This window comes from Arthrobacter sp. Marseille-P9274, assembly GCF_946892675.1.
Taxonomy (GTDB): Bacteria; Actinomycetota; Actinomycetes; order Actinomycetales; family Micrococcaceae; genus Crystallibacter.
Genome location: NZ_CAMPOV010000002.1, coordinates 177,966 through 201,609, shown reverse-complemented (window position 1 = coordinate 201,609; position 23,644 = coordinate 177,966). Strand labels below are relative to the sequence as shown.

Here is a 23,644-nt window from a genome sequence, read left to right as displayed (position 1 = left end):
CTTCAATCCTGGCCGGCGCTAAAGACCGCCGCTCCCGACGCACGCCATGCGGACAGCAACTTGCCGTCGCCCGACGCGAGGACGGCAAGCGGATCCCCGGCTACCACGAGCCCGGCCGCGCAATGTACTGCGTCGTATCCCCGAAGCCCGTGCTCGCCGGCCATTTCGGCGACGGAACGCGTGAGCCGGTCATCCATCTCTATGACGCTGAAATTCGTCCAATAGGCATCAAGTTCCCGCAGTACGTGCCGGAGCTGTGAGGAGTTCATCCGGTCCATCCGATATCCCTGGTGAAGGGCAGCGGCCGCCTCCACGTAGAGCAAGCGGGTTGAAACCGGTGTGGATGTGGCGTCCCATAGCCGGCGGCATCCCGCCGAGGCGGGCTCCTCGACCAAGAGCGGGACGAGGGCGGACGTGTCCCAGTACGTGATCATCCGCGTTGGTCAGGCAACAGATCGCTGACTGCGCTTCCAATGTCCAGCGGGGCGGTCGAAGGCCTCTTCGGCCCGGCTGCCGGGGTGATCCTGCCCTCCGCGACGAGCTGTTCGAACACGCTGTCGCCTTCCAATGGCACCAAACGGGCGACCGGCCGCCCATGATCCGTGATGGTGATGGATCTTCCCGCGCGCACCTCCGCAAGGTGCCGACTCAGATGGTTTTTCAGGTCCCGGATACCGACGCCCATGCCTGCTCCATTTGTAGCTACATATTTGTGGTCACTGTAGCCTCAACCTCGTGCTGCCGCCACCCCTATGTTTCGGATCTCGACCCTCTGTCGCTGGGCTATACAAGTTTGCACTGGCGCTCGAAACATCAGACGTCTAATGTTTGGGGGTGGCTTCCGAAACCTTGGGCCAGGCGCTGGATGAGACGCTTGCCCCCGAACTTGATGAACACGTCCCCGCCCCGCGCCGGCGGTGGACGGCCTGGCTGGCGGTCGCCGCCGTCGTCCTTATTGGGCTGAACCTGCGCGCCGGGATTACCAGTGCGTCGGCGCTGTTCCACGGCCTGCAGCAGCTGCTGGGCTACGGGCCGCTGGTGGCGTCGCTGCTGCCGACGATCCCGGTGCTCTGCTTCGCCGTGGCGGGGGCGGCCACCGCCTGGCTGAGCGGGCGGATCGGGCTGGAGCGTTCCATCGCCCTGGCGCTCGGGCTGCTGGTTGCCGGGCTGGCGCTGCGCGGATTCGAGTCGGTGGGGCTGCTGCTGGCCGGCACCGTGGTGGCGATGTCCGGACTGGCCATCTGCAACGTCGCGATGCCCTCCTTCATCCGCGAGCACTTCCCGCACCGGACGTCGGCGCTGACCGGGACCTTCACGATCACGATGGCGACCGGCGCGACGATGGCCGCCGCGGCGAGCGTACCGCTGGCCGCCCAGCTGGATTCCCCGACCGGAGGGCTCGCCGCCTGGGCCATCCTGGCCGCGGTGGCGCTGGCCGCGTTCCTGCCGCTGGGCGTCACCTCCCGCCCGCGCCCGCTGGCCGGCGGGAAGCGGCACGTTTCCCCGTGGCCGCTGCTGAGGACCCGGAAGGGCCTGCTGGCCACCGCGCTGTTCGCCATCCAGGCGCTGCTGGTCTACGCGCTGATGAGCTGGCTGCCGTTCATCATGGTCTCGCGCGGACTGGACGCGGCGTCCGGCGGGCTGATCCTTGCCGTGGTCCAGGTGCTCTCGATTCCGGCGGTGATCGTGCTGCTCGCGATGGCCACGCGGCCGCGCCTGTTGCGCCCGGCGTTCGTGCTCACGGCGAGCTGTTCGCTGGCCGGCTACGTGGCGCTGCTGGTGTTGCCGGCGCAGCTCGGCCTCATTTCGGCAGTGCTGCTCGGCCTCGGCTTCGGGGTGTTTCCGCTGCTGATGCTGGTGATCAGCCGCAGCGGCTCCAGCGCGGCGGAGACCACGGCGTTGTCCACGCTGGCCCAGTCCGTCGGCTATTTATTCGCCGCTGCCGGCCCGTTCGGCCTCGGCATACTGCACGACGCCGCCGGTTCCTGGACGCCGTCCCTGGTGCTGATGCTGGCCGGGTCGGTCCTGCAGATGCTGCTGTGCTTCTGGATCACGGCGCCGGAGCGGAAGGCGCAGTCATGAGCTCGGGCCAGTTGGGCCGGCCGCCGCTGGCCGACGAAGTCACCGCCCGGCTGCGGCAAGCCATCGCCTCGGGGGAGTGGCCCCTGCAGCAGCGCATCCCGTCCGAGCCGGAACTGGTGCAGCGCCTGGGCGTCTCCCGCGGGACGCTGCGCGAGGCCATCAAGGCGCTGGCCCATGCCGGCATGCTGGAGGTCCGCCGCGGCGACGGCACCTATGTGCGTGCCACGAGCGAGATCAGCGGCACCGCCCGCCGCGCCTATCGCGAGTACGACGACGAGGACGTGCTCCAGGTCCGCTTCGCCCTGGACACCCAGGCGGCCCGGCTCGCCGCGCAGTCAGCGGACGACGGCGCCGTGGCGGCGATGCGGGAAATGCTCGCCAGGCGGCGGCGGGCCTGGGACCAGCAGGACCTGGCCGAATGGATCGCCGCGGACTGGGACTTCCACGAGGCCGTGGCGGCGGCGTCCGGAAACTCGCTGCTGCATGAGCTGTATTCGAGCTTCGGCGACGTCTTCCACGGGACCAAGATGGCCCAGCGGCTGCGCGACGGGTTCGACGGGTGCCTGCGGGCAGGCCACGAGGACCTGGCGGACGCGATTGCGGCCGGCGACGAGGATGCGGCGGCGGCAAGCGTCACTGCCAACCTCGGCTACTGCCTGCAGTGGATGCCGCGCCGGAAATAGCCTGACTCGGGGAGGGTCCTGCTCCATGCACGCGGTAAGGATGCCGGAGTCTCCTCTTGGTGCGCCACGAAGTATTAGGTAGACTGACCTACCTAATGCAGGCATGCCCGGGAGGAGACGCAGGATGGCGCCGGTGAAGAGCGGCTCGGGGAAGGCTGCGGCGTTGAAGGGCGGCTCCGCGCCGAAGAGCTCGGCGCGGGCCAGGATCCTCGAGGCGGCCGCGCAGCGGTTCTACGCCAACGGCATTGCCGCCACGGGAATCGACACGATCACGGCCGCCGCGGGCGTGGCGAAGATGAGCCTCTACAACAACTTTTCGTCAAAGGCCGCACTGGTGGAGGCCTACGTCGAGGCCCGGCACGAGGAATGGCTGGGGCTCTACGAGGCGCGGGTGGCCGACAAGGCCACGGCGCAGGAGCGGATCCTCGCCGTGTTCGACGCCTACCTCGACCATGCCGAGTCCGGCTACGAGCACGGTTTCCGCGGCTGCGGTCTGTTGAACGCCGCCGCGGAACTCACCGCCGACGATCCCGCCCGCGCCGCGGTGCGCCGGCACAAGGAGCAGGTCGAGGAGATCCTGGCCGGGCATCTCCGCGGGCTGACCGACGGGCCCCGGGCCGACCAGTTGGCCGAACACTTCTGCTTCCTGCTGGAGGGGGCGATGGCCCGGGCCGGCCTGGAAGGCGGGCCCCGGCGGCTGGTCGACGCCAAGGAGTTCGCCGCCGGAATGCTCGGCGCACTGTGAGCGGCACGATGAACCGCGCCGCGACCGGCACCTTCGCCATCCTGGTCACGTCGTTCCTGTGGGGCACCACGGGGACGGCGGCAACGTTCGCGCCAGACGCCGGGCCGCTGGCCATCGGGGCGGCCGCGCTCGGTATCGGCGGGCTGCTGCAGGCCGCCATTGCAGTCCCCGCGCTTCGCCGATCCGTAAGCCGACTGCGGGTGAATGCGGGACTGATTGCGGTCGGCGCCCTGGCTGTGGCCATCTACCCGCTGGCCTTCTACAGCTCGATGTACCTGGGCGGCGTTGCCATCGGCACGGTCGTTTCGCTGGCCTCGGCGCCGCTTGCGTCCGGCCTGCTGGAGCGGCTGCTCGAGCGCAGGGCCCTCAGCCGCTGGTGGATGCTCGCCGCGCTCCTGGGCATCGCCGGCAGCGCGCTGCTCTGTGCGTCGCGCGCAGGGAGGCGTCGGCCTCGGCGCCGGGCACCATCGCCAGCATCGCGTTGGGCCTGGTCGCAGGCATCACCTATGCCGTCTATTCGTGGATCGTGCACCGGCTGATGCAGCAAGGCGTGGGGCGGGCCGCCTCCATGGGGCGGTCTTCGGGCGGGCGGAACGCTCCTGGTCCCCGTGCTCGTGGTGACCGGCGCGCCCCTGGTGGCCTCGCCGCCGTCGTTCGCGGTGGCCGCCTACATGGCGCTCATCCCCATGTTTGCCGGGTACTTCCTCTTCGGCTTCGGGCTCGCGCGGGTGCGGCCGAGCACCGCGACCACTCTCACGCTGGCCGAACCCGCCGTCGCGGCGGTGCTGGCGGTCCTCGTCGTCGGGGAGCGGTTGTCGGTCCTCGGCTGGGCCGGGCTGTCCGTCATCGGCGCCGCGCTGGTGGTCCTGGCCTTCGCGCCGGCCAACGTCGAGGCGGAAGGCCGCGCGGCACTGGTGCCGCCGGCGGTCCGGGCCTAGCCTGTCAGGCAAGGACAGCCCGAAGCCGAACGCCAGGAGACAGCCCATGCGTGCATCCACCATCGCCAAAACCGCCGCCGCCGTCGCCGCCACGGCGGTATCCGGCTCGGTCGCCACGGATCCGTCCAGCGCCTGGTACCGCAGCCTGCGCAAGCCACCGTTCCAGCCGCCGTCGGCCGCGTTCCCGATTGTCTGGACCGCACTCTACGCCGACCTCGCCCTCTCCGCCGCCGCCGCCCTGGACGGGCTGGAGGGTCGCGGCCTGGAGGCAGAACGGCGGCGGTACCTCCGTGCGCTGACCGCCAACCTGGTGCTGAACGCGGGCTGGAGCTGGCTCTTCTGGCGGGCCCGCCATCCGTGGAGCGCGGCCGCCGAGTGCGCCCTGCTGGCCGCCAGCAGCGCCGACCTCGTGCGCCGGACGGCGCGCGTCTCCCGGGCCTCGGGCGCCGCGCTGGCACCCTACGCGCTGTGGTGCATCTTTGCCACCGTGCTCACCACCGCCATCGCCCGGCGGAACCCGCGGGCCTGACGAGCGGAACGGGACCCCTGAGGGCGCTGTCCTGCCCGCGGGGGGACGCGGACAGGACAGCGCTCCGACCTCATGCCGGCGGAAAGCCAAGGCACGTCACCGGCGTCGGATGTGCCACTCGGCAGGGGGATGCTGTGGCACTTGCATGGACACTATGCCAATAGTGAGTTGAGTGTGACCAGGAAGCGGTTTCTTGAGCCAATCTTGAGGAAATCTTGAGCTAGGCGTGCGAACTGCGCCGTTGCGGCACTCGGGACCGCCGCGCTGAGCCTCGGAAGCTCCTCGCTTCAGCAGCATGCATCGGCGGCCGATGATGTGCCGGGTTTCGAGGTTGAGCAGCATCCCTGGGCGTCAAATGTAGGACTGTCGGCCAGGACCGTGTAGATCTCCCACTGTTCATGGTTGGGAGTGTTCTGCACCCAGAACTTGTCCTGCTTGGCATAGCAGCAGGTGCTCTCGCGCTCCTCGGCCGCAGCAAAGCCGTGGCCTGCCAGCCGGGTCAGTTCGTCATCGACTGCTGCGGTGTCCTGGACCTCGACGCCGAGGTGGTTGAGGGAGCCGCCCTTGCCGGGGTTCTCGATGAGCACCAGCTTGAGCGGGGGTTGGGCGACGGCGAAGTTGGCGTACCCTGGCCGGCGCTTGGCCGGCGCGGTGTCAAACAGGCGCGAGTAGAACTCCACGGATTCCTCGAGGTTGTCGACGTTGAGGGCGAGCTGCAGGCGGGACATGGCTGCTCCTATAGATAGATGGTTGTCTATGTCATGAGGTTGCCACCGGAGATAGATGGATGTCAATATCTATGTGTGTCTAAATCTGTCCTGGAGCTCAATCCCGCGGAAGCGGTCGCCTGCTGCACGCCCATGACCCGGGAGCCGATGAGCGGACCCCAAGCCGAGCGCGTCTCGGCGCTGCTGAAGGCCCTGGCGGACCCGGTCCGGCTCCAACTGCTCGCCCGCGTGGCTTCCCACGAGGGCGGGGAAGCCTGCGTGTGCGACTTGGCCGAAGCCTTCGAACTATCCCAGCCGACGATCAGCCACCACCTGAAGGTGCTGCACCGGAGCGGGCTGCTGGCGCGGAGCAAGCGCGGCGTGTGGGTCTACTACAAGGTTGAGTCCGAGGTGCTTGACTCGCTCGGCAAACTCATCTCCAGCGCCGGCGCATGAGAGGCGCATCTTTGCGCTTCAGCCTGTGTAGCCCGAGGCTGTAGCCGTTAGTCTCTGGTGCCCCCTCCGCCGGCACGGGCGAGGTCCAGGCACTCGATGAACTCCTCCGGTCTGGCGCAGGACACTAGCAGCAGCCCGGTAGCCGGACCAACAGCTACGTCCGAAATGTCCTGGTACCGAGCTTCCGTGGAGAACAGGCCGGCGACCGAGATGCGAACGCCGTTTTCCCGCAACTGCAGGCGGGCGGCCATCATCGTAATCGCCGCGAACAAGGCCAGGCTCACGCGGTAGCGGCGCGGCATCGCCGCCCGAAAGGTCGTGCGCCGCGTCCCCTTCTTCCCGTCCACCCCTTCAGTGCGACGGCGGTGTCTGCCTACGGGCGTCTACGCGGAATTTTCTGCTGGAAAGGGGCGGAACGCGAATGTTGTCCTCGGCGGGCTCGGAAGCGGGGCGGCTTAGGCTGCCCAGCAATTTTGTCAGACCCGGGACGTACCTTGAAAGCTGGGCGGGCTGTCTCTTCGGGCAGTTCCAGGGAACAGGTTGGGGGACCGGATCATGGTGGTAGACATTTGGGAACGAAGCGGTGCGGAACTGGCTGAGCGCATCCGCGCCCGGCGGGACAAGCATCTCGTCGTCATCTCGCAGCGGACGGATTCCGGTCTGCTGCACCTGGACGCCGAGTATGTCGGCGCCGAGCTGGACGGACTCGCCGACGTCGTGGTGGTTCGTGGCGAGGGAAAGACTTGGGAATTGTCCGACGTGCTGCCTGAAGGTTGGAGCGTTTATGGCAATTCAGCGCGTGCTTATCCGGCGGAAATGTCGCTGGGCAGCGGGAACCCTACGCGTTACGTCGTGGCCAACCGGAAGACTGAGCTGAAAAGTGCGGCCGATGCACTCATCGAGATCGTCGAGAGGCTTCCTCTTCCGCCGTCGGTCCGGAAGCAAGTCGAGGCGGAACGCCCGCTCGGGCCAACCGTCCGGTCCGGCACCGTTGCAGGATTCCTCGGTGGCGGGCAGCGCGCTCTGGTCGAGTTCGCGGACGGCACCCGCGGCACGGTTCGCCAGGAAGACGTGCTTCCCGGAGTAAGGCTGGACTGGGTTCTTGCGGCCGGACAGCAAATCCGCGGGCGCTTTGACACGGACTCGCGAGTTTTGGTCATCGACCCGGGCGCGGAGGTTCCGCGGCTGACTCAGGCTTATGACTTCGGCTCGCTGGTGCTGGTACTGGTGGAGTCGGCCACTTCGGACAGCGCCGGACTGACACTCCTTCCCGGGACCACGATCAACGTTCCGCTGGGCGACATCAGCTCCAATCCATTGGACCAAGCCGATGAACTGCTGACTCCGGGCGATGTCGTCATTGCGCGCCTGAGGAAGGAAGTAGGCGTTCCCAAGCTTTCGCTCATTGACATTGACGACGACGAAATGCCGGTCCAGGCTCCGGTGCTGGTGCAGGGCGGCACGCCATGGTTGAAGCTCGGCAGGAACCTGCTGCCGCCGAGTTCGAACGAGTTGGCAGAGCAAGCCGAGGACGCAGAGGCGCAGCAGGGTATCGGGAAGGTGCCACTAGCCACGGAAAGTGCGCAGCCGGCCCCTCGCCCGGCTTTGAAGCAGGTCCAGCAGCAGCTGGAGGCGGCGCGCGCGGAAGCCCGGCTTCTCCGTGGTGCCGCGGATCGACAGGGCGCGGCCGAGCAGGAGATCGCTGTACTCCTGGCAGAAGTGAGTCAGCTGCAGCATGAGCTACGGGACCGGGCGGCCCAGGTCGAGAAGTTGCGGGGCGATTCTAGGCGAACGATCAACCGCTTAATGGACACTCAGCAGCGGATGCGCGCCGCCGAACGGAAATTGAGCCGGCTGCAGGATCGTTCCGCGCAGTTTGCCACGCAGGAGGAGCTGTTCCGGCATGAGCTGTACCTGGCGTGGGTGGAGCGGGTGTCCGGGGCGGAGAAATCCGCTCTCCGGCTAAAGGACTTCGCAGTCGGGCCCAAGTTCTTGGCATCCTTCTACGGGCATTCGGAAGAGCACCAGAGGAAGGCACTCAAGGCGTTGGTTGATCTGCTCGTCGGACGGGCCGCGAGGATGCAGGCGCGGCAGCTCCATCAACTGCGGACCGGCGATGGCGGCGACGATGCGCCTGTAATCCGTTCTGCGGACGATGCCAAATGCTGGCGGATGTCCGTCGAAGTCAACGCGCCGGCTGCCCGCCGACTCCACTATTGGGACCTCCCGGGCGGTGGCATCGAATTGCACGAACTCGTGCCGCACGATGTGACAACGATCTGATGCACACCGGCGACGGCGGCTGGCGGCACTCAGCCCGCCAGCCGCCGTCGTACTCTTCCAGTTCACCGGAACTTCGCCAAGCCGTGCCCTTCGGTTCGGGAGCCCTGCCTAGCGTCGAGAGGTCACTCCACTCGCATGAAAGGCACCCCCCAATGCTTTCTCCCAAGTCCCGCAGACGCGCGCTCGGCAGCGCGCTCGCCCTCGCCGTCGTTCTGCCGCTGGCCATTGGCGCCACCTCCGTGGCGACCGCAGCGCCGGATGCCGGCGTCCACAAGGCCGACCCGGTCAACACCCGTCCCACCGACGGCGTCCTCTACCGCCAGAGCTTCAACGACCTGGCCAAGAACCTCCAGGCGCGGTCCAACGATCCCGAGATCACGGACGGAACCGTGGGCTTCACGCACACCGCGCCGAAGGGCTGGGCCGTGGAGAACGACGATTCGATGGCAGGCGTCGGTGTCGACGAGTGGCGCGGCTGGTCCTTCACCACGCGCGATTTCTGGATCGACGCCGAGGACCAGATGCGGAACCGCTTCGCCCGCGCCGACAACGTCATGGCCGTGGCCGATTCGGATGAGTTCGCCGACCGCAACAACGCTCCTCACAATTTCAAGACCACGCTGTCCTCGGAAGAGATCAAGGTTGCCGGCGAGTCCGCCATCGAGCTGAGCTTCGACTCGCACTACCGCGGCTGGAAGGGCCAGTCCGCGTCCGTGACCGTCGAGTTCGACGGCTCCGGCAAGCAGCAGGAGATCCTCCGCTACGACAGCTCGTCGGTGAAGGACGGCTACGACGGCTCGGTCATCAACGCGAACGAGACCGTGGCCGTTGATGTGCCGGAGGGCGCCAAGAAGGCTGTCTTCCGCTGGAACTTCGAAGCTGAAGCCAACAGCTGGTACTGGGCGATCGACTCGGTCTCCGTCCGGCAGGCCCTGCCCGAGGCCGCCGAGGACCCGACCAGCGCCTGGGTGGTCAGCGACATCCAAGGCCAGCCGCAGGACCTGGCCCACGCGTTCACCGACCTTAACGCCGTCCGGCCCGACGCCGCCGGCCTGCTGATGGTCGGCGACATCGTGGCCTCGGGCAGCGAAGCCCAGTGGGACGACATCAACAAGGTGATGGATGACAGCGCCTCGATCCTCCCCGACACCGTAGCGGCGGCAATTGGCAACCACGAGAGCTACACGGGCGAGCCGTGGGAGGTCCTGCGCGACCGCTTCCTGGCCTTCGCCGAGCGTGACCGGGTGTGGGACGAATACGTGCTCGAAGGCGCCGGCGGGGAGGTCCCGGTCCTGGTCCTCGGCCAGGAGGAGCAGCGTCCTCCGGAGGTCGCGATGTCCGCCGAGCAGATCGACTGGCTCAAGGAACGGCTGGCGCACTGGACCGAGGAGGGGAAGCAGGTCCTGGTCATCTCGCACTTCCCGCTGGGCGATACCGCGTCCGCATCGTGGATCCCCTGGTACCACAACAGCTACGAGCACAACGACCAGCTGACCGGCATCCTCGGCGACTATCCGAACGCCGTCATGCTCAACGGGCACACGCACTATCCCTTCGAGCTGGGCGACTGGGCCGCCCAGCGCCGGACCGACGGCGGCCACCCGGACGGCTTCTGGGCGGTCAACACCGGCGCCGTCCAGGTCGAATGGGACGCCCGCGGCGAGGACACGGCCGGCATCAACGAGATCGTCACCCGGGACATCAACCGGGGCCTCACCGTGGACGTGTACAAGGATCGCCTGGTGATCGAGGGGCGCGACTTCGGCGTCGCCGGCGCCGGGGGAACCAACGACGTCAACAGCGTCGTCCGCTCTGTCACCATCCCCAACCCGCTCGCCAAGTAAGGCAATGACGACGGCGGTCCAGGGCTCCGCGGAGACGGGGTCCTGGACGCCGCCGTTCCGCCGGCAGGCAGCTTCGATAAGCCGGGGCGAGTGCTGGACGCAACCAGCCGCCTGACGGGATAATTCGTGGGACCACAAGCATCGGGCACGATCACGAATGTCCCTTCACGGGGCTCTACTCCCGGGTTCGTCGGAGTGGCATCGCGACGCGGCTGCAATCGGTGGCCGGGTGCGAGAAGAAGTCGCGGAGGGAGAAACTCATGACCGCGCAGGAACCCCGAAGAAGGAGTCTCGAGGGCCGGGTCTCGGTCGGCCCGCTGGCTGCGGCGGACCTCGACCGCGCCGACGAGATCTTCAGGACGGCGTTCGGGACGTTCCTCGGGGTCCCGGATCTGTTCGGGACGGCCGACTATGTCCGTACTCGCTTCGCCGCCGATCCGCACGCAACCTTCGCCGCGACGGTCGACGGCGAGCTCGCCGGATCCAACTTCGCCACCAATTGGGGCAGCGTCGGCTTCTTCGGGCCGTTGACCGTGCGTCCGGACCTGTGGGACCAGGGCGTCGGCAAGAGCCTGATGGAGCCCGTCATGGGCTGCTTCGAGACCTGGGGAAACAGGCACGTCGGCCTGTTCACCTTCGCGCACAGTCCAAAACACCTCGAGCTCTATCGCCGGTACGGCTTCTGGCCCCGGTTCCTGACCGCGGTCATGAGCAAGCAGGTGGAGGCCAGTGACTCGGTCCCGACGCCGTTGACGTATGCCGGGTTGTCCGACGCGGAGCGGCCCGAGTACCTCAGTGCGTGTCGCGCCCTGACGGACGACGTATACGAGGGCCTGGACCTGCAACGCGAGATTGTGGCCGCGCAGGCGCAGGGAATCGGTGACGCCGTCCTGATGCCGGGGGGCTCTGGGCTGGACGGGCTGGCTGTCTGTCACTGCGGGCCCGGATCGGAAGCGGGCACGGACGTATGCTTTATCAAGTTCGGCGCCGTGCGGCCCGGCCGGGAGGCGGGAGACAGATTCGAGCGCCTTCTCGACGCCTGCGATCAACTGGCCGCCGAACGCGGACTGGGCCGGCTCGACGCCGGGATGAGCCTGGGTCGCCCCGACGCCTATCAGCGCCTGGTCAACCGTGGTTTCCGGACCGGGTTGCAGGGCGTGACCATGCACCGGCCCAACGAGCCCGGCTACAGCCACCCCGACGCGTACGTGATCGACGACTGGCGCTGACCTCCCGGTCACGGACCGCTGTAGCAGGTGGTATCTCGGCGAGCGAGCTTCCGCTGCGCGGCTAGGCTTGGCCCGTGACTGACTCCCGGCGCGCGGCGCCTCCTGCCCTTCGTCCGGCGCTGGTCTTCGGGGCGATAACCGCCGCAGTGTGGCTGTTGACGACGACTGCCTACGCCCTGGTCGCCGGTCTCGGGCTGCCCGTGCCGATGGGCGCCGTCGGGCTGGTCTTCCCCGGGACGATTCCGGGCTGGCTGGCGTCCTCTGCAGGTCCCTGGCCGGTGCTGGGCGTCGTCGTTTCGACCCTGGCGGCCGGCGCCTTGGCGTTCGCGCTGGCTCCGCTGGTGCTGTCGGCCGCCGGACCGCAACGCCGCGGCCTGCTGGTGTTGGCCCTGTGGTTCGTGGTGCTGCTCGCGGCGGCGCTGGCCGGGGGACTGATGGTGCTGGGCGGTATAGCCGCCTACTGGCCGCCGCTGCGTCTGCTCGACCTGGTGACTCCGGTGGCTCCGGCCGTCGCGACCGCTACCTACTGGGGCCTGCTGTGGGGCTGGATACCGGCCGTGCTGGCGGCCAAGGCCTGGGGTAACGCTGCGGCCGCCCCGGAAGGCGGGCGGGCCCGGTGGCTGCGTCCGCTGCCGGCCGTGCTTTTCGGCGTGCTGCTCGTGGCGGCGTTCCCGCTGGCGCAGGCGGCAAACCGGGCGGAAGCCCCGGAGCCTCCGGTGGCCGAGCCGCTCCCGGAACCGGTGGTCTACGGGTCCCCGGAGGTGTCCATGGCGGTGGAGGATGGCGCGCCGGAATCACCCAATCCCTCTGGTGAGCCGTGGTGCACCGGCGGGGACACCGCCGTCGTACTGGGTGGCGGGGATGCCGCCACGGGACACCGCGCCCAGGAACTGCGGATCACGAATACGGGCGACGCCGACTGCCTGCTGGCCCGCTACCCGGACATCGCATTCGACGACGAGGGCGGCTCCGCGATGAGCGTGCTGGTGTTCCGCGGCGGGACCTTCATGACGGACGATCCCGGGCTGGAGCCGCTCACGCTCCCGCCCGGAGGCTCGGCCCGTGCCCTGCTCGGCTGGAACGCAATGGCCGCCGCGGGTGACGTCCGGGCCGGCGCCGTGCTGGTGGCGCCGTATGCGGGAACCGGGCGCGAAAAGCTGTCGCTGGTCCTCGACATCGTCAACGGCGGCGCGGTCGCGGTGACCGCTTGGCATGCCGACGGCGCCTAGGGTTCGGGGAATACCGGGATTCGCCTATTCGAACCGCACGGCGTCCCACTCAAGGATCCGCGGTTCTGCCAGCCCCTCGGTGATGAACGGGTCACCGGCGATGAATCGCTCGGCGTCCTCGTGTGTGGTGAAGATACCCATCGATGCACCAGCAGGGTCGGTGGTTTGGAACGGACCGAGCGCGACGAGCCCGCCGCCGTCGGCCTGGAATGCCTCGTAGAAGGCCTTGTGGCGGGGGAACGTCTCAAGGATGCGCGAGCGGTCGACGCCGTCCCTGATGCTGTACATCTCGACGAATTCCATGTGGGCGATCCTACCGGCGCCGGTGCAGGGGCAGGAGACCTAGCCGATGCTGCCGAAAACGGGCTCCGTCGGTTCGGCCGCCCGAAAGTGGGATCATTTCTGGCGGAGGCCGACGAGGACACCACGGGACCGGCGAGCTTTATGGTGCTGGATCCGGACGGCAACCCCGTCCTTGTGGATCAGCACGTCTGACCCTGTTCGCCGGACCGGTTCTAAGCGTAGTCACCGGCACGACGCGGCCGGCTGCAGTCCGCGAAGAGGCAACCGGCCGGTCGTCCTACCACTCACTGATAGGGGACCGTCAACGTAGCATCGGGACCTTGGGAGAACCTGAGAGAGCGCGGCGTGAGCGCTGAAGCCGGCTGCTTGACCCCAGCGCCAGTTCCATGGTCTCTTCTGCTCTCGCCGGGTTGGTGAAGAACCGGGTAATTGGCGCACCCCAGTCTTTGTTGCCCCGTCGTCATTGCTTGAAAGGAATTGCCGTGGTGCTTCGCGTCCTCGTCCATGAGGACCCGGCGAGTAGTGGCGCGGCAAGAACGACGACGGTGCGGTGCGGCTCCCAGCCGCACCGCACCGCCGTCGGAATTTGCAGTGGTGGCTAGAAGGGGTACTCGGCGATTTCCGGGCGCACGGTGAGCCACTGGAGTTCGGTGAAGGACTCCATGTTGGCCTGGTGGCCGCCGATGCGCGAGCCGTTGCCGGAGTTCTTTGTGCCGCCGAAGGGGGAGTTGGCTTCGTCGGAGACGGTCTGCTCGTTGATGTGGACCTTGCCGGAGTCGACGCTGTCGGCGATCTGCATGGCCAGGCCGACGTCGCCGAGGATGGACAGGGAGAGGCCATACTCGTTGTTGTTGGCCAGTTCCACGGCTTCGTCGATGGTGGCGAACTTGGTCACCGGGGCGACGGGGCCGAAGATTTCGTCCTTCCAGGCGGCGTTGGACCGGTCGAGGTCGGCCAGCACGGTGGGCTGGTAGAACGGGCCGTTGTTGGTGCCGCCGGCAGCGAGCCGGGCGCCGGCGGAGACGGCGTCCTGGACGATCGAGTCGATGCGCTTGAGCTGGTGCTCGTCGATGATCGGGCCGATGGCGACGGTGCCGGTCTTCGGGTCGCCGACGGGCAGGTTCTTCGCCTTCTCGGCCAGCGCCGCGACGTAGTCCTCGTAGATGTCTTCGTGGACGATGTGCCGGCCGGTGGTCATGCAGACCTGGCCCTGGTGCATGAAGGAGCCGAAGGCGGCGGCGGAGGCGGCCTTGGCCAGATCCGCGCCGGGCAGCACGATCATGGCATTGTTGCCGCCGAGTTCCAGGTGCACGCGCTTGAGGTTGCGGGCCGCTGATTCGCCGATCTTGCGGCCGGCGGCGGTGGAGCCGGTGAAGGCGATCACGCGTACTTCGGGGGCTTCGACGACGGCGGCACCGATGTCCGCGCCGCCCGGCAGCAGGGCCAGCAGCCCGGCGGGCAGGCCGGCTTCCTCGAAGATGCGCATCAGGGTGACGCCGCCGCTGACCGCGGTCCGGGGGTCCGGCTTGAGCAACACGGCGTTGCCCAGTGCGAGGGCCGGCGCGACGGCGCGGATCGAGAGGATCAGCGGGAAGTTGAACGGCGCGATCACGGAGACGACGCCGACCGGGCGGCGGCGGGCAAAGGACCAGCGGTTCTCGTTAGTGGTGAGCACGTCGCCGGCCGGCAGCGACGGCAGTGCGGAGGCTTCGTAGCATTCGTTGGCGGCGATGTGGGTCTCCAGCCCTGCCTTGGGGCCGATGCCGCCGGATTCGCGGACGAGCCAGGACTGGATTTCCTCGGCGTGCTCTTCCCAGAGCTGGCCGGCGCGGCGCAGTACGGCGGCGCGTTCCTCGGGCTTGCGGGCGGCCCACTCCTTCTGCGCGGCGGAGGCTGCGGCGGCCGCCTCCTTGACGTCCTCGACCGAGGCCACGCCGTAGCGGCCCAGCACGTCTCCGGTGGCCGGTTCGATGCTGTCCGCGGCGCCGCTGCCGCCCTCGCGCCAGCCGTTGACGTAGATCTTGCCCTCCCAGAGGGAGGTTTCAAGCAGGGACATATCCGTCCTTTCGGGTGGTTTTTGCTGGTTGGGTCTGGAGCTAGCCGGCGGTTTTGAGCACGGCCTTGATGGTGCCGCCGGAGGTGGAATCCGCGACGGCCTGGTCGATTTCGTCGAAACCGTAGTACTTGACCAGCTTGTTGAAGGGGAAGCGCCCGGCCTTGTAGAGCGCGATCAGTCCGGGGATGAGCTGCTGGGAGGTGGTGGAGCCGCCGAGCGTGCCGATGATCCGCTTGCCCCACAGTGTGCGCAGGTGGTCCACGGAGAAGCGCGCCTCGGCCGGGGCTCCGCCGATCAGGATCAGGGTGCCCAGCATGCCGACCGCCTCGGCGGCCTCCTCCAGCACCTTGATGTTGCCGGTGCACTCCAGCACGTAGTCGGCGGGACCGCCGCAGATCCGCTGGATCTCCTCCAGGGCGTTGGCCTTCCCGGAGTTGATGGTGTGCGTTGCGCCGAATTCGCGGGCCAGTTCCAGCCGCGAATCGTGCAGGTCGATGGCGATGATGGTGGCGGCCGGCGTGTTCTTCGCGGCCATGACGGCGGCGAGGCCGACGGCGCCGGCCCCGTACACCACGAGCGACTGGCCGGGCTCGGGCTTGGCGGTGTTGAACACGGCACCGGCGCCGGTGGTGATGCCGCAGGCCAGCGGCCCGACGAGCTCCAGCGGGATGTCCTGGTCAACCTTGACCAGCGACGAGGCCAGGGCCAGCGAGTAGTCGGCGAACGAGGACTGGCCGAAGAAATGGCCGGAGATCTTGCTGCCGTCGGCGCGGGTGTACGCCGACTTGCCGGCGTCCGGTCCCTTGAACCGCGCGCCGCTGACCAGCGCCTCGCCCAGGCGCAGGCAGTACCGGTGCTCGCCGCGCAGACAGTTCGTGCATTCGCCGCAGTACGGCCAGCCCATGATGACGTGGTCGCCCGGGGCCACGCTGGTCACGTCCGGCCCGACGGCCTCCACGACGCCGGCACCCTCGTGGCCCAGCACGCCCGGCAGCGGCAGCGGCATGTCGCCGGCCTGGGTGATCAGGTCGGTGTGGCAGAGCCCGACGGCGGCGACCTTCACCAGCACCTCGCCCGGCCCGGGAGCATCCAGCTCGAGCTCCTCGCGGACAAACGGGGCGTCCTTGCCCTCGACTACCAGCGCATTGATCTTCAATCCAAGCTCCTCACTCCTGTTTGTTGATATGTCAATCATTTCCCTTTAGCTGCGCCCAGTCAAAGACCGCCGGCAGTTGCCCGTGGAACTGGCTTCCGCGGTCATCCTTCCTGACAATCCCCGTGGAAGCCAGAACCCCCGCCCCATGGTGACGATGCCGAACACGCGCATGGAACCGCCGTCGTTGTTTGCTTGCCCGGCAGGACGCGGAGGCGGACCATTGTTTCCTAGCCCAAGGAGGCAGCCATGCGGGTCGGTTACCGGCGGACACTGTGGGCCGCCGCCGCGGCCGCCTCTGTCCTGGCGACACTGGCCGGGGGCCTGTTGCTCTGGCTGCGCTTCAGCCCGCGTCCGCTGGCGGTCCTGCTGCGGGCCCTTTCCGACCGGGACGGGCGGCGCACCGCCCAGGCGATGGCGCGGCACGTGCCGGACGGGATCGCGGAACTGCTGGACCAGCGCTACCTGGGCCACCGGGTCCACACGTGCCTGGACGTGTTCTTTCCGGAGAAGGCGGCGGCGGAGTCGCTGCGCCTACCCACAGTGGTCTGGATCCACGGAGGCGCCTGGATCTCGGGCAACAAGAACGACGTCGCCAATTACCTGCGGATCCTGGCCTCCTACGGGTTCACCGCCGTGGGCGTCGATTATTCGCTGGCCCACACGCGGCGCTATCCGGCCCCGGTCCGCCAGAGTGCCGCGGCGCTGCGCTACCTCGAGCGCCACGCCGACCGGCTGCATATCGACACGGAACGCATCGTGCTGGCCGGGGACTCGGCCGGCGCGCAGATCGCGGCGCAGTTGGCCCTGGTGGTCGCCGACGCGGACTATGCCGGGAAGCTGGGCATTGCGTCGCCCATCGGCGCCGGGAAGCTGCGCGCCGTACTGCTGCACAGCGGGGCCTACGACTTGTCGCTGGCGGGGGCCAGCGGGGCCGGAAACCAGAACTATCTGCGCACCGTGCTGTGGTCCTACACCGGGGCCAGGGACTACCTGGAGCGGCCGTACATAGCGCTGGCATCGGTCGCCCAGCACGTGGACGGCAGGTTCCCGCCGGCGTTCGTCTCCGCCGGCGACGCCGACCCGCTGCTGCCGCACTCCCTGGGGCTGGTGGCTGCGCTCAAGGCGAAGGGCGCCGAGGTGGAGGAGTTCTTCCCCCGGGCGGAGAAGGGGCTGGGTCACCAGTACCAGTTCGACCTGCGCCAAGAGGCGGCGTGGCAGGTGCTGCGGCTCAGCGTGGAGTTCCTCCGCCGCCGGACCGGCTGACGCGGTCTGGTGGGGACGGGCCGGCGGGCTCTGAGGCCGGCCGCCCCCTGCGGCCTGGTGCCACAATGTTCGATCCGGGTGCCAGCCGGGGCTGCGCGCGCTGGTAGCGTCGCGTGCATGATCGAGATTACGGGCACCCTGCAGCGGCAGGCGTGGATGGACAAGCGGCTGCCGCCGGTCGAGCGGCTGGACGGCGGGCTGTGGTCCGTTCCGGTGGTCTTCCCGAACAATCCGATGCGCTACACGCTGAGCTATGTAATGGTCGACGGCGGCGACTGCCTGGTCATCGATCCGGGCTTCGACTCGGATGAGGGTTATGCGCAGCTGGCCGCCGCGCTGGAGCGGATCGGCCCCGGGATCTCCGGAGTGACCGGGGTCTTCGCGACGCACTACCACACCGACCATCTGGGGATGGCGCGGCGGCTGGCCGATGCCGCCGGCACGTGGGTGGCGGTGGGGCGGCGGGACCGCGACGTCCTGCGCGGCTACGGCGAGCCCGCCGAGGCGCTCGAGGCAGACCTGCTGCAGTACCGGAGCTGGGGCGTGCCCGAGGAGCAGCTGGCGGAGGTGCTGCTGCCGCGGCTCGCCTTCGAACGGATCCGCGAGGAGGCGGCGGTAGACCGGGTGCTGGACGGCGGCGAGGAACTGCCGGTCGGGAGCCGTATCCTGCGGACGGAGGCGACGCCGGGGCACACGCCCGGGCACCTGATGCTCTGGGACGATGCCGCCCGGCTGGTGCTCAGCGGCGACCACATCCTCCCGCGCATCACGCCGAACGTCTCGCTGGTTCCGCACGAGCACCCCGATCCGCTGCGCAGCTACCTGACGTCGCTCGAGCGCACCGCGGAGGCGGAGGACCACGAGGTGCTGCCGGCCCACGAGTACCGGTTCAAGGGCATCGGCCGCCGCGCCCGTGCCCTGCGCGCGCACTCGATGGAGCGGCTGGACGAGGTCCTCGCCGCCCTCGCCGCCCAAACGGATCCGACGGTCTACACCGTGGCCGGCCGGATCGGCTGGTCCCGCGGCTGGGACTCGCTCGGCGGCTTCCAGCTCCGGATAGCGCTGAGCGAGACGGCAGCGCACATCCAGTACCTCGCGACGTCGGGACTTCACTCCGGCGTCCCCGGGCTTCCCGCGGTGCCGGACGAGCCGGGCGTGCCGGGTGTGCCGGGTGTGCCGGTGACGGCGGCGTCCGGTTTCCGGACCTCGGCGGCGGAGTAACCGGAACCAGCGCGGATGGAGGAGGCCGTGCGCCATTGGCAGGGGTTGGGCGATGAGTCCGACTGACTGGGATGAGGTCCCGGATGGCGCCCGAAGCGGTGAGTGGGTCGAGGTGCCCGAGACGGGTTGGGACATGCTCGCGGCTTGGGCCGCCGGCACCGAAAATGTGCGCAAGCTTCCCGTTGACGACACCGGCCGGGAGGTGCGGGTCACGATCGAGACCGACGGAGTGACACGGACACGGATGGAGCCGTTCACCGCCCAGGACCGGCAGGCCGTCGACGAGGGCATCGAGGACTATCTGAGGGACGCTGGCGCGCCCGTACCGCCGCGCGGTTTCGTCTGGCTGATGCGGCTGCCTCCCGGCGTTGCCTCCGAAGAGCAACTGTCGCGGGAGATTAACCGCGGCATCGCGGAGGCCGCCCCCGGGGCGGTCCATCCTGCCGACATCGTCCCCGTCATGGAGGACATCCTCGACCGTCTCTACGGGCGGGACTGATTCAATAGACCACCCCAGAACCGATTACTAGGGTCTTTCGGCAGTGGTCAAACGCTCTATAGGCGGCCAGACTGAAAGTGGTTGCAGCGTCTTCCTTGGGGGCGGCCGGTAACGGCCGGGGTGGCAACACCCGAGAATCGCGGCCCGACGAAATGGCTTGAAGTGAGTTGGCTTGGGGAGGCCTGACTTCGGGCCATTTCGTATGTCCGCTCCCGTCCTTACCCGCGGACCTGTATTACGACGCCGGACCGCGCCGTGGAATGCTGGGCGCATGACACCGCAGCCATCAACGGCACGCAGAACCCGCTACGCTGCGGTGGCCATGGCCGGTGCCGTGATTTATGCCGTGGTGGACGTTGTCCTTCACCTGCTGCCGCCGCACTACAATCCCATCAGCGACGCCGAGAGCAACCTCGCCGTGGGGCCCTTCGGCTGGATCATGAACCTGAATTTCCTCGGCCGGGCGGCCATGACTTTCTGCCTGATCGCGGCCGTGAACGGCACGGGACCGGCATCGGGCCTGCGGCGGACGGGCACCGGACTCCTGGCCGTCGGAGGCGTGTGCTCGGGCGTTCTGGCCTTCTTCTCGACGGATGTTCATGACGCGGGCACGTCCGTCCCGCGGATTTCCACCGTTGAAGGAGCCATTCACCTGTATGTCTCGGGATTAGGGTTCCTCGCCGCGATGGCGGCCTTCGTCTCGTTGACGCTGTGGATCCGGACCAGCCCGCAGCTTCGCACCGCGTACCCCGCCGCATTGGCCTTCACCCTGCTGGCCGGCGCCGGCCTCGCGTCCCTGGGCCTGGCCATCGCCCTTGCCCCGGAGCTGCTTGGCTTGGCGGAGCGGATCTGCCTGGTTGGAATCCTCGGCTGGGCATTCGCTGTCTGTGCCGCTATCCGGCGGCCCGTTACTCGCGCGCTGTAGCGGGCGCGGGGCAGCCCGGGTCAGTGGTGGCCGGGTGCGCGTGGGTGTACTCGTGCCGGCGCAGCAGCATCGCGGCGGCCATGGCCGGCAGCATCAGCACGTGGCCGGCGGCGGCCACGAGTTCGCGCCGGAGAGCTGGGCGATCGCGTGCGTGACCTTCGACTGGGTGGTCGCGGCTTTCCGGGGGCTTTCCCTGGGCGCCGTCGGTGTTGGCTACACTGGCCTCGTTGACGGACCAATGCCGAAGAGCTGGAGGAACAATGTTCAGGCCGGGGGCGCCCCTCGAAGAAATCGAAGAGGACGTCGAATCGATGATCACGGAGCTGGTGCACCAGCTGGGCCGGACCGCCGAGGCGGATCCGGAGCCCGCGGGAGCCGAGGAACGGGCGTACATCAAGGCCTTCTCCGACGCCCGCGCCAACAGCGACCGCGACCAGGCCGGCCTGCTGGCCACGGCGATCGGGCGGCCGAACCTCGCGGAGGCGCTCATCTACCTGAACCGTCGGCTGGACCGGATGGACCTGGATCCGCAGGACCCGGCGGGAATCATCGGCATCATTGTGCGGCTGGCGATGGACGGGCTGTGGGTCAGCGACATTCTCGACGACACCCGGTTCAGCCCCGAGGAACGCCGGAAGATCACCGACATCCTGACCGGCATGACCTACCTGACGGACAGCCAGCTGGAGGAGCTGGAAGCCCAAGCGGCACGGCGCTGATGCCCGCACGGAAGGGCGCTGACGCCCCGCGCCGGCACGGCGATGAGACCGGGCCGCGAGCCGGAAAATCCGGTGCTTCCGGCCCTTCCTGAGCGGCCCTCCCGGCGGTAGTCTGAGCTAATTATCGGTTGGCCCGCTTCTTTCGGGAGTGCTGTCATGACCAGTGCAGACGTCGTCCGCTCAGCCGGAACGGAGCTTTTCGTCAACCGCGATCCCGCCGCCGTGGACCGCTACTACGCGCCGGACTACCGCCAGCATTCGCCGCTGGCGCCGGACGGGCCGGAGGCGTTGCGGGCCTTCGTCGGGCACCTGCCGCTGGAGTTCCGGTTCGAACCGCTGCGCATCCTCGAGGACGGCGACATGGTGGTCATCCACTGCGTCTACCACGGCCTCGGACCGACGCCGATGGTCGCGTTCAACGTCTTCCGCGTGGTCGGGGACCGGCTGGCCGAGCACTGGGAGGTGCTGGCGCCGCTGGCCCAGGACTCCGTCAGCGGACACTCCCAGGTGGACGGTCCGACCGCGGTCACCGACCTGGACAAGACGCTCGCCAACAAGGCCCTCGTGAGCGAGTTCGCGCAGAAGGTGCTGATGGAGCGGGACTACGCGGTCGTGGAGAACTACGTCGCCCGCGACCTCGCCCAGCACAATCCCGAGGCCGGCGACGGACTGGAAGGCATCGAAGCCGCGCTGGCGGTCTGGGCGACCCAGGGCCGCCCGCTGACGCACCGGATGATCCACCGGATCGTCGGCCAGGGAAACTTCGTCCTGACCGTGTCCGAGGGCGAGTTCGGCGTGCCGGTGGCGCTGTACGAACTGTGGCGCGTGGAAGACAGCCTGATCGTGGAGCACTGGGACGTGATCCAGCCGGTGCCGTTCGAGATGCCGCACGGCAACGGGTTCTTCTGAGCCGCGAGATTGTCGGCGGGGCCGCCTACTCTGGATGACGAAGCGTTGCCTGGAGATCCGGAGGGCCCTCGATGGGCGTGATGAATGACCTGCTGGGGCCGCCGGCCGTCGCGGACCTGCGCGGTGTCCTCGCCCGGGCAGCGGACCAGCGTGACTGGCCGGCCCTGGCCGCGGCGGCGGAACGGCTCGAACCGCTCGCGCTGCGGGCGCGCGCGGACCTGCTGGCGGGCGCGCTCCTGTCCGATCTGGATGGCGGCCGCGGACACGGGGCGGGCTACGAGCGGGCGGCTGCCATCTTCCGGGCCGCGCTGCGGGATCCGGAGTTCAGCGGCTGGCCGATCTGGCCGGTCAGCGAGGCGGCGGTGACCCTGGCGCTGCAGGACGGGAGGCGTCGCTCCTTCGACGACGCGCTGGCGCTGCTGGCGGAGCTGACGCCGCGGCTCACCGGCGAGTTCGCCATCCGGCGCCTGCTCATCGAGGATCTGGACCGCGCGCTGGCCATCATCGCGGACTGGACACTTCATCCGGACGGGCACGTGCGCCGGCTGGCAAGCGAGGGAACCCGGCCCTACCTGCCCTGGGCCGTGCGCGTCCCGGAGATCATCGCCAGACCCGGCGCAACGATCCCGCTCCTGGACGCGCTGCACCGGGACGAATCCGAGTACGTCAGGCGTTCGGTGGCGAACCACCTGAACGACGTGGCCCGGCATGCGCCGGACGAGGTCGTGGCGGCGGCCGGACGCTGGAGCGCGGATCCCGGCCAGCACACCGCGTGGGTGGTCCGGCACGGGCTGCGGACCCTGGTGAAGAAGGCCCACCCCGGCGCGCTGGCCGTACTCGGCTTCACCTCCGGCGGCGTCTCGGTCTCGGTTCCGGAACTGGACCGCGGCACCGTGCACCTGCCCGGGGAACTCGGCTTCGGCGTCGTTGTCACGAATGACTCCGGCGAGCCGGCGCGCGTGGCGATTGACTACGTGGTCCATTACCTGAAGGCCAACGGATTGCTCGCGCCGAAAGTGTTCAAGCTGGCGGTAGCGGAGCTGGCGGCGGGGGAGTCCAGGCAACTGCGCAAGACCCACGCCTTCCGGCAGATGACCACGCGGGTCCACTACCCCGGTCGGCACCAGCTCCAGGTCCAGGCGAACGGAACCCTATCTGCCAAGGCGGAGTTCGACGTCGTTAGCTGACGTCCGCGGTCAGTCCAGCCTGGTCTCCGTGGTGGTATGCGAATGGCCGCTGCCCTCGGCCTGGAGCTCGCCGGTCAGCTCGTGCAGGCCCTGCACCGCCGCGACCAGGGAAAGGTCCGGCTGCTCGACGATGAACGGCAGCAGGAGTTGGTTCTCCTTCTCCAGGTGCAGCGCGAAGAGCCGCTCCAGGGCGGTGGCGACGGCGGCCGCGCGGACATCGGACAGGCTGCGCAGCTCCTCGAGGGTGTTCACGATGGTGCGGTGCTCCACCAGCATGCCGGTGACCAGCATCGAGGCCTCGGGACGCTCCCGGGCCATCGCATAGAGGAACTTCTCCTCGGCGAGGGCATGCGGCAGCAGTTCGTTCTCGCACCACTCCACCAGCGTGTTCTTGGCGTCATGCGCGGCCGAGGCATCGCGTTCCTGCACGGCGCCGGCGAGGAGGTCCGTCAGGTGCTTCATCCTCTGGAGCATCTGTGCGTGGTGCTGTTCTACGGCGGCCTGGGCGTGCCGATCGCCCGTTGCGTCCTTGCTCTCATTGACCATGCCCGCGTTCCCTTCGATGGCTCCGGCGGCGTACGTCCCCATGCTTCCAGCACCAGTGCGGCGCGTCCAGAGCCGACGGGCCTTCCCTTGGGCTTGCAATGTGAGCTGAATCCCATAATATGGGTTCCAGTCTTG

General features: G+C 68.7%; 26 protein-coding genes. 18 read left to right on the top strand and 8 right to left on the bottom strand.

What is annotated here, in order from left to right:
- Positions 1–2: 2 nt before the first annotated feature.
- Positions 3–434 carry a type II toxin-antitoxin system VapC family toxin gene (locus OC550_RS14140; protein WP_262106535.1) on the bottom strand — a complete coding sequence of 144 codons (432 nt, stop codon included), beginning with the start codon at positions 432–434 and terminating at the stop codon, positions 3–5.
- Positions 431–685 (bottom strand): type II toxin-antitoxin system Phd/YefM family antitoxin, encoded by a 255-nt coding sequence (locus OC550_RS14135; RefSeq protein WP_262106534.1) that lies wholly within the window; start codon positions 683–685, stop codon positions 431–433. Before OC550_RS14135 ends, OC550_RS14140 begins: the two co-directional genes overlap by 4 nt.
- 149 nt (positions 686–834) lie before the next feature.
- Between OC550_RS14135 and OC550_RS14130 the strand changes: the two genes are divergently transcribed.
- The 6 genes from OC550_RS14130 to OC550_RS14110 all read left to right on the top strand — a co-directional run bounded on the left by OC550_RS14130 (position 835) and on the right by OC550_RS14110 (position 4,977).
- Positions 835–2,082, top strand: a complete 1,248-nt coding sequence (locus tag OC550_RS14130) for a CynX/NimT family MFS transporter (RefSeq protein WP_262106533.1) — start codon at positions 835–837, stop codon at positions 2,080–2,082.
- Positions 2,079–2,765, top strand: coding sequence for a FadR/GntR family transcriptional regulator (locus OC550_RS14125; RefSeq protein ID WP_262106532.1), 687 nt, complete (start codon positions 2,079–2,081; stop codon positions 2,763–2,765). Before OC550_RS14130 ends, OC550_RS14125 begins: the two co-directional genes overlap by 4 nt.
- Before the next feature lie 124 nt (positions 2,766–2,889).
- Positions 2,890–3,510 (top strand): TetR/AcrR family transcriptional regulator, encoded by a 621-nt coding sequence (locus OC550_RS14120; protein WP_262106531.1) that lies wholly within the window; start codon positions 2,890–2,892, stop codon positions 3,508–3,510.
- Positions 3,507–4,049 carry a DMT family transporter gene (locus tag OC550_RS22320; protein WP_306556938.1) on the top strand — a complete coding sequence of 181 codons (543 nt, stop codon included), beginning with the start codon at positions 3,507–3,509 and terminating at the stop codon, positions 4,047–4,049. The genes OC550_RS14120 and OC550_RS22320 overlap by 4 nt, the downstream gene beginning before the upstream one ends.
- Positions 4,050–4,118: 69 nt before the next feature.
- Entirely contained in the window at positions 4,119–4,448 is a 330-nt protein-coding gene (locus OC550_RS22315) for an EamA family transporter (protein ID WP_306556937.1), read from the top strand.
- 46 nt (positions 4,449–4,494) lie between these two features.
- Positions 4,495–4,977 carry a TspO/MBR family protein gene (locus OC550_RS14110; protein ID WP_262106530.1) on the top strand — a complete coding sequence of 161 codons (483 nt, stop codon included), beginning with the start codon at positions 4,495–4,497 and terminating at the stop codon, positions 4,975–4,977.
- Positions 4,978–5,264: 287 nt separating this feature from the next.
- Here OC550_RS14110 and OC550_RS14105 read toward each other — a convergent pair whose 3' ends face one another.
- Positions 5,265–5,705, bottom strand: a complete 441-nt coding sequence (locus tag OC550_RS14105) for an ArsI/CadI family heavy metal resistance metalloenzyme (RefSeq protein ID WP_262106529.1) — start codon at positions 5,703–5,705, stop codon at positions 5,265–5,267.
- A gap of 132 nt (positions 5,706–5,837) precedes the next feature.
- Here OC550_RS14105 and OC550_RS14100 point away from each other — a divergent pair, with 132 nt between their 5' ends.
- Complete coding sequence (locus OC550_RS14100) at positions 5,838–6,140, top strand: helix-turn-helix transcriptional regulator (protein WP_262107173.1); 303 nt, start codon at positions 5,838–5,840, stop codon at positions 6,138–6,140.
- Positions 6,141–6,187: 47 nt separating this feature from the next.
- Here OC550_RS14100 and OC550_RS14095 read toward each other — a convergent pair whose 3' ends face one another.
- Positions 6,188–6,487, bottom strand: coding sequence for a hypothetical protein (locus tag OC550_RS14095; protein ID WP_262106528.1), 300 nt, complete (start codon positions 6,485–6,487; stop codon positions 6,188–6,190).
- 208 nt (positions 6,488–6,695) lie between these two features.
- On the opposite strand from OC550_RS14095, the gene OC550_RS14090 reads away from it, so the two are divergent.
- From OC550_RS14090 to OC550_RS14075, 4 genes are all read left to right on the top strand, one after another.
- The gene (locus OC550_RS14090) at positions 6,696–8,423 is read left to right on the top strand and encodes a hypothetical protein (protein WP_262106527.1); all 1,728 of its coding nucleotides are present in this window, start codon (positions 6,696–6,698) and stop codon (positions 8,421–8,423) included.
- Positions 8,424–8,575: 152 nt separating this feature from the next.
- Positions 8,576–10,267, top strand: a complete 1,692-nt coding sequence (locus OC550_RS14085; RefSeq protein WP_262106526.1) for a metallophosphoesterase — start codon at positions 8,576–8,578, stop codon at positions 10,265–10,267.
- Between the two features lie 260 nt (positions 10,268–10,527).
- Positions 10,528–11,496, top strand: coding sequence for a GNAT family N-acetyltransferase (locus tag OC550_RS14080; RefSeq protein WP_262106525.1), 969 nt, complete (start codon positions 10,528–10,530; stop codon positions 11,494–11,496).
- A 74-nt stretch (positions 11,497–11,570) separates the two neighbouring features.
- Positions 11,571–12,725 carry a DUF4232 domain-containing protein gene (locus OC550_RS14075; protein WP_262106524.1) on the top strand — a complete coding sequence of 385 codons (1,155 nt, stop codon included), beginning with the start codon at positions 11,571–11,573 and terminating at the stop codon, positions 12,723–12,725.
- A gap of 24 nt (positions 12,726–12,749) precedes the next feature.
- On the opposite strand, the gene OC550_RS14070 is transcribed toward OC550_RS14075, so the two are convergent.
- The 3 genes from OC550_RS14070 to OC550_RS14060 form a co-directional block, all read right to left on the bottom strand.
- Positions 12,750–13,028 (bottom strand): YciI family protein, encoded by a 279-nt coding sequence (locus OC550_RS14070; protein ID WP_262106523.1) that lies wholly within the window; start codon positions 13,026–13,028, stop codon positions 12,750–12,752.
- A gap of 598 nt (positions 13,029–13,626) precedes the next feature.
- Complete coding sequence (locus OC550_RS14065) at positions 13,627–15,084, bottom strand: benzaldehyde dehydrogenase (protein WP_262106522.1); 1,458 nt, start codon at positions 15,082–15,084, stop codon at positions 13,627–13,629.
- Positions 15,085–15,124: 40 nt separating this feature from the next.
- Positions 15,125–16,240: an NAD(P)-dependent alcohol dehydrogenase gene (locus tag OC550_RS14060; protein WP_262106521.1), complete on the bottom strand. Its 1,116-nt coding sequence runs from the start codon at positions 16,238–16,240 to the stop codon at positions 15,125–15,127.
- Between the two features lie 246 nt (positions 16,241–16,486).
- Between OC550_RS14060 and OC550_RS14055 the strand changes: the two genes are divergently transcribed.
- The 7 genes from OC550_RS14055 (at position 16,487) to OC550_RS14025 (ending at position 22,963) form a co-directional block, all read left to right on the top strand.
- Positions 16,487–17,503, top strand: a complete 1,017-nt coding sequence (locus OC550_RS14055) for an alpha/beta hydrolase (RefSeq protein WP_262106520.1) — start codon at positions 16,487–16,489, stop codon at positions 17,501–17,503.
- 117 nt (positions 17,504–17,620) lie between these two features.
- Positions 17,621–18,724, top strand: a complete 1,104-nt coding sequence (locus tag OC550_RS14050; protein ID WP_262106519.1) for an MBL fold metallo-hydrolase — start codon at positions 17,621–17,623, stop codon at positions 18,722–18,724.
- A gap of 52 nt (positions 18,725–18,776) precedes the next feature.
- A complete protein-coding gene (locus OC550_RS14045; RefSeq protein ID WP_262106518.1) occupies positions 18,777–19,223 on the top strand; it encodes a DUF5956 family protein in 447 nt (148 codons plus the stop codon).
- Between the two features lie 271 nt (positions 19,224–19,494).
- Positions 19,495–20,148: a DUF998 domain-containing protein gene (locus OC550_RS14040; RefSeq protein WP_262106517.1), complete on the top strand. Its 654-nt coding sequence runs from the start codon at positions 19,495–19,497 to the stop codon at positions 20,146–20,148.
- A gap of 260 nt (positions 20,149–20,408) precedes the next feature.
- Complete coding sequence (locus OC550_RS14035) at positions 20,409–20,867, top strand: TetR family transcriptional regulator (RefSeq protein ID WP_262106516.1); 459 nt, start codon at positions 20,409–20,411, stop codon at positions 20,865–20,867.
- 156 nt (positions 20,868–21,023) lie between these two features.
- Positions 21,024–21,776 carry a nuclear transport factor 2 family protein gene (locus tag OC550_RS14030; protein WP_262106515.1) on the top strand — a complete coding sequence of 251 codons (753 nt, stop codon included), beginning with the start codon at positions 21,024–21,026 and terminating at the stop codon, positions 21,774–21,776.
- Positions 21,777–21,847: 71 nt separating this feature from the next.
- On the top strand, positions 21,848–22,963 hold the full coding sequence (locus OC550_RS14025) for a DNA alkylation repair protein (RefSeq protein ID WP_262106514.1): 1,116 nt from the start codon (positions 21,848–21,850) through the stop codon (positions 22,961–22,963).
- A gap of 9 nt (positions 22,964–22,972) precedes the next feature.
- On the opposite strand, the gene OC550_RS14020 is transcribed toward OC550_RS14025, so the two are convergent.
- On the bottom strand, positions 22,973–23,551 hold the full coding sequence (locus OC550_RS14020) for a hemerythrin domain-containing protein (protein ID WP_262106513.1): 579 nt from the start codon (positions 23,549–23,551) through the stop codon (positions 22,973–22,975).
- Positions 23,552–23,644: the final 93 nt, after the last annotated feature.

Coding starts and splice junctions, on each gene's coding strand:
- OC550_RS14140 (WP_262106535.1), bottom strand. CDS start 434: ATGATCACGTACTGGGACACGTCCGCCCTCGTCCCGCTCTTGGTCGAG.
- OC550_RS14135 (WP_262106534.1), bottom strand. CDS start 685: ATGGGCGTCGGTATCCGGGACCTGAAAAACCATCTGAGTCGGCACCTT.
- OC550_RS14125 (WP_262106532.1), top strand. CDS start 2,079: ATGAGCTCGGGCCAGTTGGGCCGGCCGCCGCTGGCCGACGAAGTCACC.
- OC550_RS14120 (WP_262106531.1), top strand. CDS start 2,890: ATGGCGCCGGTGAAGAGCGGCTCGGGGAAGGCTGCGGCGTTGAAGGGC.
- OC550_RS14110 (WP_262106530.1), top strand. CDS start 4,495: ATGCGTGCATCCACCATCGCCAAAACCGCCGCCGCCGTCGCCGCCACG.
- OC550_RS14105 (WP_262106529.1), bottom strand. CDS start 5,705: ATGTCCCGCCTGCAGCTCGCCCTCAACGTCGACAACCTCGAGGAATCC.
- OC550_RS14100 (WP_262107173.1), top strand. CDS start 5,838: ATGACCCGGGAGCCGATGAGCGGACCCCAAGCCGAGCGCGTCTCGGCG.
- OC550_RS14090 (WP_262106527.1), top strand. CDS start 6,696: ATGGTGGTAGACATTTGGGAACGAAGCGGTGCGGAACTGGCTGAGCGC.
- OC550_RS14085 (WP_262106526.1), top strand. CDS start 8,576: ATGCTTTCTCCCAAGTCCCGCAGACGCGCGCTCGGCAGCGCGCTCGCC.
- OC550_RS14080 (WP_262106525.1), top strand. CDS start 10,528: ATGACCGCGCAGGAACCCCGAAGAAGGAGTCTCGAGGGCCGGGTCTCG.
- OC550_RS14070 (WP_262106523.1), bottom strand. CDS start 13,028: ATGGAATTCGTCGAGATGTACAGCATCAGGGACGGCGTCGACCGCTCG.
- OC550_RS14065 (WP_262106522.1), bottom strand. CDS start 15,084: ATGTCCCTGCTTGAAACCTCCCTCTGGGAGGGCAAGATCTACGTCAAC.
- OC550_RS14055 (WP_262106520.1), top strand. CDS start 16,487: ATGCGGGTCGGTTACCGGCGGACACTGTGGGCCGCCGCCGCGGCCGCC.
- OC550_RS14050 (WP_262106519.1), top strand. CDS start 17,621: ATGATCGAGATTACGGGCACCCTGCAGCGGCAGGCGTGGATGGACAAG.
- OC550_RS14045 (WP_262106518.1), top strand. CDS start 18,777: ATGAGTCCGACTGACTGGGATGAGGTCCCGGATGGCGCCCGAAGCGGT.
- OC550_RS14040 (WP_262106517.1), top strand. CDS start 19,495: ATGACACCGCAGCCATCAACGGCACGCAGAACCCGCTACGCTGCGGTG.
- OC550_RS14035 (WP_262106516.1), top strand. CDS start 20,409: ATGTTCAGGCCGGGGGCGCCCCTCGAAGAAATCGAAGAGGACGTCGAA.
- OC550_RS14030 (WP_262106515.1), top strand. CDS start 21,024: ATGACCAGTGCAGACGTCGTCCGCTCAGCCGGAACGGAGCTTTTCGTC.
- OC550_RS14025 (WP_262106514.1), top strand. CDS start 21,848: ATGGGCGTGATGAATGACCTGCTGGGGCCGCCGGCCGTCGCGGACCTG.
- OC550_RS14020 (WP_262106513.1), bottom strand. CDS start 23,551: ATGGGGACGTACGCCGCCGGAGCCATCGAAGGGAACGCGGGCATGGTC.